This is a genomic window from Novosphingobium sp., from assembly GCF_032093395.1.
Lineage (GTDB): Bacteria > Pseudomonadota > Alphaproteobacteria > Sphingomonadales > Sphingomonadaceae > Novosphingobium.
Window position 1 is genome coordinate 115,129 of record NZ_DAMDBA010000004.1, and the last position, 14,238, is coordinate 129,366.

Here is a 14,238-nt window from a genome sequence, read left to right on the forward strand (position 1 = left end):
GGCATCCGACCGGCCCCCTCCCTGAAAGGTAATCCCCATGGCTCTCAAAGCTGCCAGCCTCCGCGTTGCGGACGTTTCCGACCTTCCCGTCAAGAACGCCGACGGGTCTCCGCTTCGCGATCCCGAGACCGGCGCCCCGATCACCGCCACCGTTTTCGGCCCCGGCACCAAGATCTGGCAAGCCGCCAACGCTACGAAGCAACGCAAGGCCGTCAAGCGGTCGCGCGAAGCGAACGGCAAGTTCGAGGCGGCGCTGGACTTCAAGGAAGAGGATACCATCGAGTTCCTCTGCGCGATCACCAAGCGCTTCAATGGCCTCGACGGCGAGGACGAGCAGGGCAACAAGATCCAGGACGAACGCGAAAACGTTCGTGCCGTCTACTCCGATCCGTTGCTCGGCTTCATCCGTGACCACATGCAGGATGATGCGAGCAGCTGGGAAAATTTTATGAAGGCATCGCAGTCGCTCTCGAGCTCTGGGTCCGTCAGCTCGCCTGGCTGAACACCGCCCCGAAACGGGAGCACACCGGCTCTGGGAAACCACCAGAGCCGGTAACTCGAGCGGAAGCGATGAAGGCGGAGGGCAGAGAGCCGCAACTCCCGATCAATCCGGCTCCCTACCTCACCGACTGGCTGCTTGAGATCGGGCCGGCCGCTCCTGCTGGAGAAAGCGCCGCTGCGATCAGCTTCTCAGAAATGGCCGAGTGGTCTCGCTTGATAGGAGTGGACCTTTCACCCTGGGAAGCGCGGACCTTGCGCAGGCTTTCCCGCGTGTTTGTCAGCCAGCGTGAAGACGCGCGAAGCCCGGCCTGCATCGAACCAATGAGCAAGGCGAATCCAGAGGCCGCGCGGAATCGTGTCGAAGCTCAATTCAGGTCAATGATGGAAAGCTTGAGAGCGCGGTAGTTTAGCCCTACTCATCGATGTCATGAAAATGGCTCTCGTTCTTTCCGCGCTCGTTGGCTTGCTGCCGACCGTCGCAATTGCAGCTCAATCAGAAGTGATCAATCTGGAGTGCAGGGGGCGCGCCGAAACCGTTGAATACGGAGACACCGATCTCGTTACCGGTCAGGAGGATGTCGTCCGCCTGCAACTGTCGGGCGCCGCTGGCGTGGCCGAACTTCCGCGCCTTATCGGCGGGAAGAAGCATAAGGCGCTAAGGATCGCTAGCGTCGTTGCAGATTCTCGGGAAATCAATGGAAAGGTCTGGTACGGTGGTATCGGCAACGCAAAGCTGCATATCGACCGTATTGCAGGCCTGATCTCAATTCGGGGTCCGCAAGGCAATTTCTCAGGCACTTGCACTAAATTCGACCCAAATGAACCGCCCAAACCGGCTTTTTAGAGCCGTAGGTCAATAGCTATGGCTGCTCAATAGCAGCCTTTAAGCTGACGCCAGGGCAATTCTTAAATAATCGGGCGGTCCAGTTTTTGGGCCGCCTTTTTTATGGAGGCGGCTCGTATGGCGGGTGGTATCCCAGCGGGTAGGCTGTCGATCGAGATCGTGGCCGATATCGCGCGGCTTCAGAATGACCTCGACCAGTGCAAGCGTGCCGTAAGGGATGCTTCCGGCGACATTGCCAAGTCCGCAAAGGCGGCGAATGACAACCTCGCGGGCCTCAGCTCCGGGATCAACCGGACTGCCAACACGTCCAAGCTGGCGGGGCACCACGTCCAGAACCTCGCCTTCCAGTTTCAGGATCTGGGCATACAGCTGGTGGGGGCGGCGCAGAGTTCGGCACCGCTAAAACTTGCCTTCACCGCCCTGTTGCAACAGGGCTCGCAGATCGGCGGCATCATGTCGCAGGCGGGGATCGGCGTCAAAGGCCTGATCGCGGCGGCGGCTGGCTTGGTCGCGCCCTTCCTGCCGTTCATTGCCGTCCTCGCGACTGCCGCTGGCGGCGTCGCTTTGCTCAGCTCAGAGATCAACAAGACGAGTAAGGTGCAAGTCACCTTCATGGACACGGCGCTGGGTCTGTGGGACGCTTGGGTTGCGGCAATCACGGGCGAGGTAGCAGGCGCTCTCGATTTCTTCGGCGTGAAGACCGGAGACGTCTGGAAGACGGTGCTGGACTGGGCGAAATGGGCGGCGAACAGGATCATCGGCCTTATGACGCTGGTCCCGCGAACCATCCTGGACAATTTCAAGCTCATCCCGGCCGGGGTGGCAGACATCTTCCTGAGCGCGGTCAATCTGGCGATCGATGCCATCAACAAGCTGCTCTCCACGGCGGTCAACGGCGTCAACGGCTTCGTCTCCGAGGCGAACCATATTCTGACGAAGGCGGGCCTGGCCCTTCCGACCCTCACGGCTCCGCAGATTGCCAAGGTCTCCAACAGCTACTCCGGCGCCGCGGCGAAGCTGGGTCACGGCTTCGTGAAGACGCTCACCGACACGATCCAGCAAGACTACATCGGCGATCTCGCGGACTGGGCCAGCCCGTTCGCGCAGAAGCGCGCAATCGAGCGCACAAAGAAGGACGCGAAAAAGGCTGGTAAGGCGGCTGGCGCGGCTGCGGCGAAGGCGGCCAAGGACGCTTTCGACTTGGACAAGTTCATGCAGGACGCCACCAGCCGCATGGTGCTCGATGTGGCGGAGCAGCTCGCCAAACGGCAGGAAGAGGACTGGGCTGAGTTCCAGAAGGAAGTGGACAACATGGCCCAGGCCCGCTGGGACGAGCGAATGGAGGATCTCGCAAAGGAGCGCGAGCACGTCGCCATGCTCAACGACCAGTATCGAGACCTGATAAACACGCTCGGAAACCTCGGCGGGGTCGGGGCTGGCCTGGGAGCTGTGTTCGGCCTGCTCACTGGCAACTCATCCGACATTGGCGGGAAGTTCGGCAACCTGCTCAACATCGGAGTGGGAACGGAAATTAACGACCAAGGGGAGGAGGTCGCAAAAACCATCGGCACCGAGGTGTCCAAGGTATTCAAAAAAGACGGGGAGTTTGTGAAGGCTTTGAGGCCTCTCCTGCAAGGCGCGGGCATCGGAGTGGTCGCAGGGTCTGCCCTGTTCGGGAAGCAGTCTGCGTCCGAGCAGGCAGGGTCGGCGATCGGCGGCGCCCTCGGCGGGAAGGCGGCAGAAAAGGTTCTAACCAAGACACTCAACGGGGTGATGAAGGGGTTAGGCGACTTCGCTGGCCCGCTTGGATCTATCGTCGGCGGGGTGCTTGGCAATGTGCTGGGCAGCGCATTCACAAAGGTGAAGTGGGGCCGGGTCGATCTGTCGGCGGCTGGTGTGTCCGGCACGTCCGGCAACAGCGGATCGTCGCAGAAGGCGGCGCTGGCAGCCGGCAACAGCATCTATGGCGGCCTTGCGGATCTCGCCTCGCAGTTCGGCGGCACCATCGGGAACTTCGGCAACATCAGCGTCGGCGTTCGCCACGGTGACTACCGCGTCAATGCCGGCGGCACCTCGCTCAAGGTCAAGAAGGGCGCCGTCGACTTCAACGACGATGCCGAGGCGGCGGTGGCCTATGCCATGAAGCTGGCGATCGAGCGCGGCGCGATCAACGGCATCCGCGCGTCCACGAACAATCTGCTCAAGGCGGGCGACGATCTGTCCGCGCAGATCGACAAGGCGCTGAGCTTCGAGGGCGTGTTCACCGAGCTGAAGACGTACCTGGATCCGGTCGGCGCTGAGCTGGACACGATCGACAAGGAATTCGCCAACCTGCGCTCCATCTTCGCCGAGGCGGGCGCCACCGCAGCGGAATACGCCCAGCTCGAGCAGCTTCTGTCCATCAAACGTCAGGAGGCTATGAACAAGGAGACCGACGCGCTCAACGACATCCGTTCGCGCATCGCCGAGGCTTCCGGGGACGAAGCCACCGCGACGGCCATCGCCCGCGCCAAGGAGCTGCGGGACGCCACCAGCGACGCGCAGCGCGCCTTGCTCCAGCAGCTCTATGCGATCGAGGATGCCAACGCCGCGCAGGATAAGCTCACCCAGGCGCAGGAAGCGGCGGCTACGGCAGCCGAGCAGCTGCGGCAGGCGTGGGAATCGGTCAGCGATAGCCTGGTGGACGAAGTGAACCGGATTCGCGGCCTCACCGGCGGAAGCGATGCTGCCAGCTTCGCTACCTTGCAGGGGCAGTTCAATGCCGCGGTGCTCGCTGCGCGGGGCGGCGATCAGGAGGCGGCGGCCAAGCTGGCAGACCTGAGCCAGTCGCTCCTCGAAGTCGCCGGTAATGTCGCCACGAGCCGCCAGGAGCTGGAGCGCATCAAGGCGGAGACGGCGGCAAGCCTCGAAGGCGTCATCGATGCCACTAAGGGCTATGCCGGCGGCACCTCCTCCTCTTCTGCCTCGGCTTCGACGTCGGCGGCGCTGGACGCGGCCACCACGGCCACGGCTGGTACGTCCTCGGCAAGCGGCAGCAACGATAACGCCGCTGAGCTGCGAGCCATGCGCGCGGAGCAGGCTCAGATGCGGGCGGACTTGAATAACGGCCTAGCGGCGATCGCCAGCGGCGTGAACCGCTCCGCGCGGGTTCTGGAAGACGTGAGCGCAGAAGCTGACGGGCGGGCTATCGTAGTGTCGGGAGTTGCGAAGTGAGGGTAGTTCTCGACAGCGGCGAGACGTTGAACCTCGGCGAGACCGAAGCCACGCCGACGCTCGGCATCGTCGACTATAGCCGCCGGGTAACCGACGACTATGGCGTGACGACCGTCGTCGAGCGTGGTTTCGCGCGGCGTATGTCCGTGCGCTTGGTAGTGCCGTTCGATCAGACCAACGCGCTCCAGGCGAGCCTCGCGGCCATCCGGGCCAAGCCCGCGCGCTGGATCGCCGATGAGGGTGTGGACTGGCTCGACTTCCGGGGGTTCTTCAAGGACTTCGAGATTGACCTGCCGGTGCCGCCGAAGGCCTACTGCACCCTCACCGTCGAGGCGCTGGCGGCGACGGAGGCGTTCGCGGATCCGGGCGGCGACCCCGCGCCGTTGGGGCAGGCCTCCACTTTGCAATTGCTCCAGCCCGCGACCATCGCGGGCGGCGCGCTGATCGCGAGCAGCGTTCCGGAAAACGACTATCCGGAGTGGTCGGCCGACACGACCTATCCGCTCGGCGCCCGCGTCATCAAAGCGGCGACGCACCGGATCTACGAAAGCGGCGCGATCGGAAACAAGGGCAACGACCCGACCGGCCCGTCCGGCAAGTGGCAAGACATCGGCCCCACGAACCGGTGGGCGATGTTCGACCAGGCGCTGGGCTCGACCACGACCGCCGCTGGCCAGATCCTTGTGACCCTTTCGGCGGGCACGATCAACGCCGCGGCGCTGCTCGATGTGAAGGCCACCACGGTGCGCGTCCAGGCCGCCGGCTACGATCGGACGTTCACCCCCAATGCAAGCGGCACAGTCACCTTCCTCGATATGCCGGAGACGGCCGGCCAGGTCTCGGTGACGATCACCGGACCCGGCACGGTGGAGGTCGGGACGCTGCTGGCGGGCAAACTGGTCGGGCTCGGCTCGACCACCGAAGACGCCAAGGCCGGGATCACGGATTTCAGCCGCAAGGAAGCGGACGAGTTCGGCGAGATCCAGATCGTGGAGCGCGCTTGGGCCAAGCGCATGACGCTGCCCGCCAAGCTGCGCCGCGATGCTGTGGACCTTGTCGCCGGGCGCATCGCCGCGGTGCGCGCGAAGCCCTCGCTGTGGATTGGCAAGGAAGGGATGGAAACCCTTACCGTCTACGGGTTCTTCAAGGACTTCTCGATTCAGGTCGACGCGACGATCTGCACGCTGTCGCTGTCGATCGAGGGTCTGAGCACGGCGGGCAAGGTCGAGCCGCTGACCGCGAGTGTCGCCTGGCCGGACATTACCGATCCGGACGGCACAAAGCCCGCCGACAACGCCACCCGCAACGTCAATCGGGGCGACTGGGCGCCTGGCGCCACCTATGAGGTGGGCGATTTCGTCCAGTACGGCGGATCGTCGTACACGGTCATCACCGCCCACGTCTCGACCGCTGGCTTGCCGCCGCCGAACCAGTTCGTATCGCTTTTGGCCTCGGCAGGCGAGCCGGGCGAACCTGGGGAACCCGGCGAGCCGGGACAGCCCGGCAGCCCTGGCGCGCCAGGCACGCCCGGCGAAGCCGCGATCACGCCCTCGCTGACGGCACCCGCGCGGCAGGTGTGGGCCTACGCGAACGGCGTGGTGAAGAGCTACGACGGCGTGACCACCACGTTCGTGCTGAAGCAGGGCGCCGTGGACGTGTCGGCGAATTTCAACGTCGTGATCGCCTCGAACCCGAACGGCCTCCAAGTGTCGCTGTCCGGGCGGACGGCCACTGTGGTCGGAGCGAACGGGAACGCGGGCGAGTTCGGCAACGCCGCCGTGCTCAGTGCAACGCTCACCCTGCGCGCTACCGGCACAGGTGCCTTCACCGGCAGGAACTTTGATTTGAGCTTCGCGCTCAGCAAGCTGACGGGCGGATACGAGATCGTGACGAGCCTGCCGACGACCGCCAACTTCGACGGACGCACGGTCTACTACAGCGGGTCCCTTTACGTCTACAAGGCCTCGACCGGCACCTACCTGGGCCTGGTCGACGCCGCGACGACGATCCCCGATAGCCAGATCAGCGGCATGAGCGCGACGAAACTGGTCGGCACCGTGCCAACAGCCAAGCTGGGCGTAGGCGTCGGAGGCAATCGCCTCATAGGGGCACTACCCGCTACGCGCCCCGATCTGTACATGTACATGGACAGCCAGCAGAATTCCGGCTCCATTTACCAGGTCAACGCTAACTACGGCAGCAGCCAGGTTCTCTCTCCGCTTCCAAATGGGGATTACCCTGATACTTCTTGGACCCTGCCGGATAACTCAGGCTTTGGCGTCCACCAGACGAACACAGTTAAAGGCACGGCCCCGGACTACTTTGGCTTTCGGTTCATACGAAACGCTAGTGGAGATTGGACCAATATATACGGGGGCGAGGACGGAAAGTCCTACGAGTTCACCCTGTACATGGGCACTCATCGCTGCGCCGCAGACCTGCTGTTGGTGGCAGTCAATTCTGCTGGCAACTGGGTGGCACAGAGTCCTATCAATGCCGCAGCAACGTGTCTCCCTTCTGAAAAGCAAGGTGGTACTTATCTGGCGGCCTTCAAGCGCTGCGTGGCGAGGATAACTATCCCAGCGGGGTCTGGGGCTGTTGGGCTGCGAGTATGGATGCGAAAGTGGGGCACAGACTCCGGGCAGTCCGATAGCTGGGTATTCATGTGCTATCCTCAGCTCGCTGAGACGACGCCAAGCGCGTCAGAGATGATCCCATACTCGCTCCCGGCGCAAGCTATCCTAGTTGCGCAGAACGTCCTGGCCAACTCACTCACGGCGGAGAACATCGCCGCCAATGCGATCGGCACTGAGGAACTCGCGGCTCGTTCGGTCACGGCGAAGAACATGACCATGATGGACTTCGAAAACCTCATCGTCGACGGAGATCTCGCGTCGGGTACTCTGTCAGCCTACTCACGGCGCTTTGCGCCAAGCCCCGGATACATAGAATGTCGAGATGGCGGCGCGGGAACATCATGGCCCTCTAGGTACGCGCTGTTTCTCAATCGAGCAGGCGCCACTGCGGGGGAGCTAAGCGTAGTCAATGGAGTCGAGAGTTTCGACAGCAACAGCAACATCTACGGCATAGCGGTAAAGCCGGGTGATGAGTTCGGCTTCGAGTGCATCTCCTGGGCAAGTGAGGGTCGTGTTTCCTTCGATATGGTTATGAGGAATACCGCCGGAAACTATGAGGTTCTATCGGCCCAAGCCGTTGAAAACGTAGCAGTCGAAGGGGGTGGGACAATTTATGCCTTCCCTGGACAGGTATACCGAGTTCTCAAGGGTATTTTCAAATACACGGGAGGAAGTCAGGGTAAAGCGTTCCTGCGTATTTGGGGGCCAGATGCCAGCACACCAAATGGCCATTGCTACTTCTGGAACATGAAGATGCGCCGCCGCAACGCCGCGATGTTCACAGTGGACGGCAGCATCATGACAAATCACCTCGGCGCGGGCCAGGTCACCGCCGCGAAGATCGCTGTCACCGAACTTTCCGCCATCACCGGTAACATCGGCCTCCTCCGCACAGCATCGTCGGGCCAACGGTCTGAGCTCGATAACAACGGCCTCCGGGCCTATCACCCCAACGGGGCGCTCGCAGGCCGAATGGGGGTGTGGTGACATGCCTGCGGGGATGGAGTTCTACTACCCCGACAGCAGGGTGAAGATCGCTTACACAGACTACTTCGCGGCGGTTCGCTCGTCGTTCACCACGACGGCGGGTGCCACGTCCGGCACGTTCACCGACACCTCGCTCATCGGCAAGGCGCTCGTCCATTTCGTGTCGTCGACGACCGGCAATTACGGCGGCCCGACGGTCACGCTGGACTCCAACACCGGGGTCATCTCCTGGTCGTTCAACGTGACGACGAGTGGCGGCGCAAGCGCTGGCGCTAGCCCTGCGACGACCATCTACTATGGGGGCTACTGATGCCAGCAGGCATTGAGATGAACACGCCCGATGGGCGCGTGCAGTTGCTCACCAGCCAGATCTACTTCCGACTTGAGCAGAAGATCGAGATACCCGCAGGCTCCACGGGCTGGCAGCAGTTCAGCAACAACTCAGGGCAGCGGGACGTGTTCGTGGCAGGGCTGTCGCCCTCAGACATCCCCATGCTGGCCATAGCCTCGCCGTCCTTCACCTGGGCGGACGTGGTCTCAACGGCGAACGGCGGCATAACCTGGCGCATCTACGCCACGTCCACCGGGTCGAACCCGATAACGCTCTACGTGTTCTCGCAGCGCCGGCCACCGGTCAGCGAGCACATGGCTGGTGCCGAGCTGTATGCCCCCGACGGCTCAATCGTCTGGTCGTCGGACTACCCAATTGCCCGGCCGCTCGGCATCCTGTCCAACCCTGCCCCCGGCACCTACTCCGGCGTCGGGCTGTCGGGCCGCAGTGTGGCGCACGTTCCGCAGAAGCAGGAGGTGAATTCCGCCATCAGCTTCACCTCGGCGGGCGAAGGGTCGTGCCGCATCGGTCCCTACAACGGGTGGCAGGTCTACCGGCGGGACCAGTGGTCCAGAACGGGCGTGTCGGCCTGGGGCAGCTCGGTGTCGGGCTCTGGGACGGCCTTCTTCCAGGACAGCGGCTCGTTTCAGTACATGTGCGCCTCATCGCCGTCGAGCATCCCCTTAAGCCAGCAAATCAGCACGGTGGGCTGGCGCAGCCTCATCCTCGACGTCACCAACATCTAAGGAAACCGATCCATGTACATCATCCAGGACATTCCTGGGGCGACCCCGCTGTTCCACAAGATCGGCGCGGTCACCATCAACGGGCCCGCAATCATGGTGGCAATCGACACCATTTCGGCCGAGCCGCAGCCCGTCCCCGGCGGCACCTCGACCACGTTCTTCGGCGGCCAGACCTTCACGCTGCCGGAAGGAACGATCCCAGAGGAGAACGTCTCGCAGCGCGCCGTCAGCGAGTGGATGGTCTCGCCCGCTGGTCCGTACCCCGGCTCGCAGCTCTCCAGCGATACCGACTTCATCTACGTCTCGAAGCGCGCGCTGCTTCTGGCCAAGGTGCGCAACAAGCGCGACCAGGTACGCGACGGCGGCTGCCTGGTGGAGATCCAGAGCGAGCTGCGCCGGGTCGAAACCGACGCCACGAGCCGCGTAAACATCTCCGGCTCCGTCGTCATGGCCATGCTTGCGCTCCAGAGCGGCGAAGAGTTCGCCACCGACTGGCGCATGGCGGACAACGCGATCGTCGCGCTCGATGCAGCCGACATGATCCAGCTCGGCAAGACCGTCGCCACCTTCGTCGAGGCGGGCCAGCGCCGGAAGAACGAGCTGGACGCGCTGATTGCCACGATCGCGCAGGGCACGACCGAGGAAGAGCTTGCCGCGATCGAGGCGCAGATCCTCGAGGGTTGGCCCGAGTAACTATCACTTAGCGGCAGACCACCGGAAGCCGCCCTCCCGACCATCAGCCTGAACAGGACGCCGCGCGGCCCCGCCGCTGCGGACGAAGGCTGCTGCCTGTCCTCCCCCTAACGCAGGAAACGTCTATGACCATTGACCAGATGATTGAAGCCACGATCGGCAAGGAAGGCGGCTACTCCAACAACCCTCACGACACCGGCGGCGAAACGATGTGGGGGATCACCGCGAAGGTCGCTCGCGCAAACGGCTACTCAGGGTCGATGCGCGACCTGCCGCGCGCCCACGCCGTTGCGATTTATCGGCAGGAATACGCAATCAAGCCCGGCTTCGCTGCTGTCGCGGAGATCATGCCGGCGGTCGGCGAAGAGCTGTTCGATACCGGCGTGAACATGGGCCAGACGCTTCCGGCGCTCTGGCTTCAGGAATGGCTCAACGTCTTCAACCGGCAGGGCAAGCTCTACGGCGACATCAAGGAAGACGGCCAGATCGGCCCGGCGACCCTGGCGGCGTTGCGCGGGTTGAAAATGAGCCGCGGCGCCGAAGCCGAAACCGTGCTCTTGCGCGCGCTGAATTGCTCGCAGGGCGAACGCTACAAGGTGCTCAACCAGAAGCGCCCCGCGAACGAAGAGTTCGCCTGGGGCTGGCTCCGCAACCGGGTGGCATGAATTCCAGATAATTGGGGGCGCAATGGAACACTTCTCGCTATCCGACTGGCTCACGTCGCTCGGCTACGTCCTCCTGTCAGCCGTCGCCGGCGGTCTGGGCTACGTCATGCGTGAGAACGACAAGGGCAACAAGCTGAACGGGTGGCGTGCACTCACCGAGATCGCAGGCTCCGGTCTCGTGGGCTTCCTGGTCATGCTCCTGTGCCGGGCGATGGAGGTTGATCCGCTTTGGATCGGATTCATCGTCGGCATTTTCGGTTGGCTTGGGGCGAACGTCTCGATCCGGCTGCTGGAGCGCATCGTCTACGAGCGCCTTGGGATCAAGCTACGCGCCAATACCGACAAGCGCGTGGAAGCGGCCAAGGCGCAAGAGGAGGAACAGCTGTGAAATGGATCTCTAACCTGATCACGCCATTCAAGTCCGAACTGCTCGCCATGATTGGCGTCTTGGCCATCTGCGGCATCGGCGCCGCAGTGGCGGCATATCTGCACATCCAGCGGCAGAACGACGAAATCGAAACGCTCGATACCCGCGTTGGCGATCTCGTCACCGCGAACAAGGGGTGGTCTGCGCGCGTCGCCGAGCAGGATCGCCTGCGGGCGCTGGAGCAGAAGAACGTCCTTCTGCTCCAGGACAAGCTCGCCCTCATCCAACAGCAGAACACAGACGCTGCCGCGCAGCTCAAGCAACTGGAGGCCGCCAATGCCGAGGTTAAGGAATATCTGTCTCGCCCTATCCCTGCTGACCTGCGCCGCCTGCTCCAGAAGCAATGAGGTCGCCTCCGCGCCGCTGCCGGCTGCCTATCAGGGCATTCCGGCCGGGCTGCTAGAGCGGTGTGTGGTGAAGGATGTGGCGCTCACGTCTACGGGCGACATCGTCACGAGCCGGGGGGTCTACAAGGAGGGGTTCGAGAAGTGCGCGGCCAAGATCGATGCTATTCGCCGCCACGATGCGGAGGCTCGCGCCGCAGCGCAACAGGATTAACGAATTGCAATTCGCTACCGCGTCATAATCAACGCACAAGGTGATCTGGCGTCATCAGGCACACCCTCCCCCTGATGCGACTCACGCGCGTTCTGGCGCGCTGCGACCCAAAAACTAGCCCCGGCCCGCGATCTCGAGCGCGAGCTGGGGCGTCCTTGTAAGAACGCCGGCTGTCACCAAAATACCTTGGGCTGTTATCCTTAAGACGCGTTTAACCTCTATATTGGTAGCGTTATGGTGTATCGACCGGTGCCCCCGGTTGATACGAGGCCGTCCCTTCTCGGGGGCGGCCTTTTCATGTCAGAGAGCCACAACGCCAACCAAGATCACGCAGCAACCGACAGCGGCCATTGCTCTGCGAGTGGATGAACGGAACCTTTCGTCCGCTAGTATCCCTGTACTCGCTAGGGAAATTCCCAAGACAAGGGCCGCGAGAAGAGCGCCGAAATGATTAACCCACATCAGGATTCTCCTCGCCGACTCTCTTTAGAGCGGCCGGATTACCACATTCGAAGCCCCACCCGACAAGAAAAAGAAGCCGGTTAGGAACCTTTTCCCATCTTTCGAGTTAAGCGACCGGCTTTGGTAAGGGTAACTCCTTGGCAGGTAAGCCAATCTATCTGCGCAAACGTGCACGACGACCCAATCCTAAATGCCCGGGGTGGTCTACGCCCCGGGCGCTTTTTGGGCTTGGGATGACGCTACAACGCGGAGTAGCGCTGCGGCGCCGGAGAAATAGCTGCGGGCCGGGCTTGATACCGACTGGCGAGCGCCCCCACACGCCCGCCCCTCTATTCAAACTGAAGGGGCGCGTCCCTCCGCGCTGCCGCAGTTGGATCGAGCAATACCAGCACGACCATTCAGAAACGAGTGGTTAAAAATCGCCATATCCTTCCGGCCTGCTGTTGAAGGGCATCGCAATAGAAACGCCGCAGCGCGGGGTGGCGCTGCGGCGTCGGAGACATAGCTGCGAGCCGGGCTCGATACCGGCTACCAAGCGGCCTTCAGTTCCACTTGGCCCGACCGCGTTCGCGATCCTCAAGCAAGGGGGCACGTCCATCCGTGCAGCCGCAGCTGTCGCGAAGGTATCATGACGAGAGGGGGGAACAACCGGGCTTGCATGATGTTAACCCGGGGCTGTCTAGCGACAGCATCGCGATGGCGCCTACAGACCCCCCGGCCCATCGCACAGAGGTCGCCCCTTTGCTGGGGCGGCCTCTTTTCGTTAGAGAATTCAGAAAAGTCACCACACTCTGACAAATCAGGTTCAAGCCACCCGCTAAGCATGCCCCGGCACGCTGGGTAGGCACCGATGGAAGCCCGGCAGGATTGGCACCTCATCCAGGGGCACGTCTGTCTCTTGGATGACCGTGAGCCAGAAGCCATCCTCGTTCGGGATCACGCCTACATGGATATCGAACGCCACCGGGAAGAGGGACAGGTCCAGGCCCTCTACTTCGGTACTATCCATAGAGGCGATGTGCTTTCGCTGAAAATGGATTCGCATGGACATGATATCGCGTCCTCCGTTGGGGGAAGTCAATAAAAGGACTTCCGGACGCGGAACATCCGCCCTTGCCACATGTTAACCCCTTGCTTCGGCGGAATACCTCCCCCGGCCCGCCCGAGTTAGAGGCCGTCCCTATCGCGGGGCGGCCTCTTTTCATTTCTCAACTCAGGCCCATGAGCCTCGTGGAGCCGGCGGGAAGCCGGACTGATCCCATCTCGCAGCCCTCGACCGGCTCGCACTTCGTCAGGTCGATAATAGGGATCGGGATCATTTCTTCGTCATCTTGGGTCAGCGCCCTCACCGCGCCGATCAATTGGGGCACTAAGTCGCGGAGCTGCACCAGATCGGCCCGTGTTCCCGCGCGTGAGCTCGCCAGCGCGTGGAGCCGCTGGGCATGCTCGATCAATTCGCCATATGTCATGCCATTCACCTCAGTAGCTTGCCCAGTCGAGTTCCGCCTCGTCCAAGGCCTCGAACATGTCGCCGTCCGCCTGGAGAATGCTCAGGCGCTTACGCACCGCCTCCGGGTCGCCATCGCGCGGAAAGCCTCGATCACCCGTGGCGCCCTTAGCCAGCTCGCCGACGAGCCCGCCGCGCTCGACCTGCATCAGCAGCCAGCGGCCAAAGGGTCCGCGCTCGGCTTGTGCTTCAATCATGACCAGCATCCCCTACTCAGCCATCTCGGCGGCAAACCGCTGCCAAGCGGCGGGATCGTTCAAATCGATCTGCTCGATCCGTACCAAACCTCGGGTTTGCCCGATCTTCTCTTCTAGCCGCTGCAGCACGGCAGGGAAGATGTCTACAAGCTGGACGTAATCGTCGGTTGTCGCCCCTTCCCTGTCAGCCTGCGCGTACCGGTACTGGGCCAGCCTCAGCAGGTCATCATCGGTCAGGGGGAGCGTCAGTTGGTCATTTGCCATGGGGTGGCCCTCTCACGAATCAGATGACCCCGTGTAGCATGTTCACTATATGTTCGCATCATGGTTAGACGCAGCACACCGCAACGGAAGGTAGACGAACGCGCCTTCCCAGTCCGCATCCTCTTCTATGAAAAGGACATTGCGGTCGTAAATTATACCAAGGTGCATTGATCAGAACCCATGAGCCCATTGGCGCAGTCCGAGGGA

At 62.6% G+C, this 14,238-nt stretch carries 15 protein-coding genes; 11 read left to right on the top strand and 4 right to left on the bottom strand.

Annotation, left to right across the window (positions count from 1 at the left end; genetic code table 11):
* Window positions 1-37 precede the first annotated feature (37 nt).
* The 11 genes from RT424_RS02815 (at window position 38) to RT424_RS02865 (ending at window position 11,601) form a co-directional block, all read left to right on the top strand.
* Window positions 38-502, top strand: a complete 465-nt coding sequence (locus RT424_RS02815) for a hypothetical protein (RefSeq protein WP_313434368.1) — start codon at window positions 38-40, stop codon at window positions 500-502.
* A 426-nt stretch (window positions 503-928) separates the two neighbouring features.
* On the top strand, window positions 929-1,345 hold the full coding sequence (locus RT424_RS02820) for a hypothetical protein (RefSeq protein WP_313434370.1): 417 nt from the start codon (window positions 929-931) through the stop codon (window positions 1,343-1,345).
* 159 nt (window positions 1,346-1,504) lie between these two features.
* A complete protein-coding gene (locus RT424_RS02825) occupies window positions 1,505-4,558 on the top strand; it encodes a hypothetical protein (protein ID WP_313434372.1) in 3,054 nt (1,017 codons plus the stop codon).
* On the top strand, window positions 4,555-8,181 hold the full coding sequence (locus RT424_RS02830; protein ID WP_313434373.1) for a carbohydrate-binding protein: 3,627 nt from the start codon (window positions 4,555-4,557) through the stop codon (window positions 8,179-8,181). Before RT424_RS02825 ends, RT424_RS02830 begins: the two co-directional genes overlap by 4 nt.
* Window position 8,182: 1 nt before the next feature.
* Window positions 8,183-8,491, top strand: coding sequence for a hypothetical protein (locus RT424_RS02835; protein ID WP_313434375.1), 309 nt, complete (start codon window positions 8,183-8,185; stop codon window positions 8,489-8,491).
* Window positions 8,492-8,508: 17 nt separating this feature from the next.
* Window positions 8,509-9,258 (top strand): hypothetical protein, encoded by a 750-nt coding sequence (locus tag RT424_RS02840; RefSeq protein ID WP_313434377.1) that lies wholly within the window; start codon window positions 8,509-8,511, stop codon window positions 9,256-9,258.
* Between the two features lie 12 nt (window positions 9,259-9,270).
* On the top strand, window positions 9,271-9,951 hold the full coding sequence (locus RT424_RS02845) for a DUF4376 domain-containing protein (RefSeq protein WP_313434378.1): 681 nt from the start codon (window positions 9,271-9,273) through the stop codon (window positions 9,949-9,951).
* Window positions 9,952-10,076: 125 nt separating this feature from the next.
* The gene (locus tag RT424_RS02850) at window positions 10,077-10,616 is read left to right on the top strand and encodes a glycosyl hydrolase 108 family protein (protein WP_313434380.1); all 540 of its coding nucleotides are present in this window, start codon (window positions 10,077-10,079) and stop codon (window positions 10,614-10,616) included.
* Window positions 10,617-10,638: 22 nt separating this feature from the next.
* Window positions 10,639-11,004 (top strand): phage holin family protein, encoded by a 366-nt coding sequence (locus RT424_RS02855; protein ID WP_313434382.1) that lies wholly within the window; start codon window positions 10,639-10,641, stop codon window positions 11,002-11,004.
* On the top strand, window positions 11,001-11,390 hold the full coding sequence (locus tag RT424_RS02860; RefSeq protein WP_313434384.1) for a hypothetical protein: 390 nt from the start codon (window positions 11,001-11,003) through the stop codon (window positions 11,388-11,390). Before RT424_RS02855 ends, RT424_RS02860 begins: the two co-directional genes overlap by 4 nt.
* A gap of 64 nt (window positions 11,391-11,454) precedes the next feature.
* On the top strand, window positions 11,455-11,601 hold the full coding sequence (locus tag RT424_RS02865; RefSeq protein WP_313434386.1) for a hypothetical protein: 147 nt from the start codon (window positions 11,455-11,457) through the stop codon (window positions 11,599-11,601).
* Window positions 11,602-12,880: 1,279 nt separating this feature from the next.
* Here the strand turns inward: RT424_RS02865 and RT424_RS02870 are convergent.
* The 4 genes from RT424_RS02870 to RT424_RS02885 form a co-directional block, all read right to left on the bottom strand.
* Window positions 12,881-13,072: a hypothetical protein gene (locus RT424_RS02870; RefSeq protein ID WP_313434387.1), complete on the bottom strand. Its 192-nt coding sequence runs from the start codon at window positions 13,070-13,072 to the stop codon at window positions 12,881-12,883.
* Window positions 13,073-13,271: 199 nt separating this feature from the next.
* Window positions 13,272-13,532 (bottom strand): hypothetical protein, encoded by a 261-nt coding sequence (locus RT424_RS02875; protein WP_313434389.1) that lies wholly within the window; start codon window positions 13,530-13,532, stop codon window positions 13,272-13,274.
* Between the two features lie 10 nt (window positions 13,533-13,542).
* Window positions 13,543-13,767 carry a hypothetical protein gene (locus RT424_RS02880; protein ID WP_313434391.1) on the bottom strand — a complete coding sequence of 75 codons (225 nt, stop codon included), beginning with the start codon at window positions 13,765-13,767 and terminating at the stop codon, window positions 13,543-13,545.
* A 12-nt stretch (window positions 13,768-13,779) separates the two neighbouring features.
* The gene (locus RT424_RS02885) at window positions 13,780-14,031 is read right to left on the bottom strand and encodes a hypothetical protein (RefSeq protein WP_313434392.1); all 252 of its coding nucleotides are present in this window, start codon (window positions 14,029-14,031) and stop codon (window positions 13,780-13,782) included.
* Window positions 14,032-14,238 lie beyond the last annotated feature (207 nt).

Coding starts and splice junctions, on each gene's coding strand:
- RT424_RS02835 (WP_313434375.1), top strand. CDS start 8,183: ATGCCTGCGGGGATGGAGTTCTACTACCCCGACAGCAGGGTGAAGATC.
- RT424_RS02880 (WP_313434391.1), bottom strand. CDS start 13,767: ATGATTGAAGCACAAGCCGAGCGCGGACCCTTTGGCCGCTGGCTGCTG.
- RT424_RS02840 (WP_313434377.1), top strand. CDS start 8,509: ATGAACACGCCCGATGGGCGCGTGCAGTTGCTCACCAGCCAGATCTAC.
- RT424_RS02845 (WP_313434378.1), top strand. CDS start 9,271: ATGTACATCATCCAGGACATTCCTGGGGCGACCCCGCTGTTCCACAAG.
- RT424_RS02850 (WP_313434380.1), top strand. CDS start 10,077: ATGACCATTGACCAGATGATTGAAGCCACGATCGGCAAGGAAGGCGGC.
- RT424_RS02870 (WP_313434387.1), bottom strand. CDS start 13,072: ATGGATAGTACCGAAGTAGAGGGCCTGGACCTGTCCCTCTTCCCGGTG.
- RT424_RS02815 (WP_313434368.1), top strand. CDS start 38: ATGGCTCTCAAAGCTGCCAGCCTCCGCGTTGCGGACGTTTCCGACCTT.
- RT424_RS02820 (WP_313434370.1), top strand. CDS start 929: ATGAAAATGGCTCTCGTTCTTTCCGCGCTCGTTGGCTTGCTGCCGACC.
- RT424_RS02885 (WP_313434392.1), bottom strand. CDS start 14,031: ATGGCAAATGACCAACTGACGCTCCCCCTGACCGATGATGACCTGCTG.
- RT424_RS02855 (WP_313434382.1), top strand. CDS start 10,639: ATGGAACACTTCTCGCTATCCGACTGGCTCACGTCGCTCGGCTACGTC.
- RT424_RS02875 (WP_313434389.1), bottom strand. CDS start 13,532: ATGACATATGGCGAATTGATCGAGCATGCCCAGCGGCTCCACGCGCTG.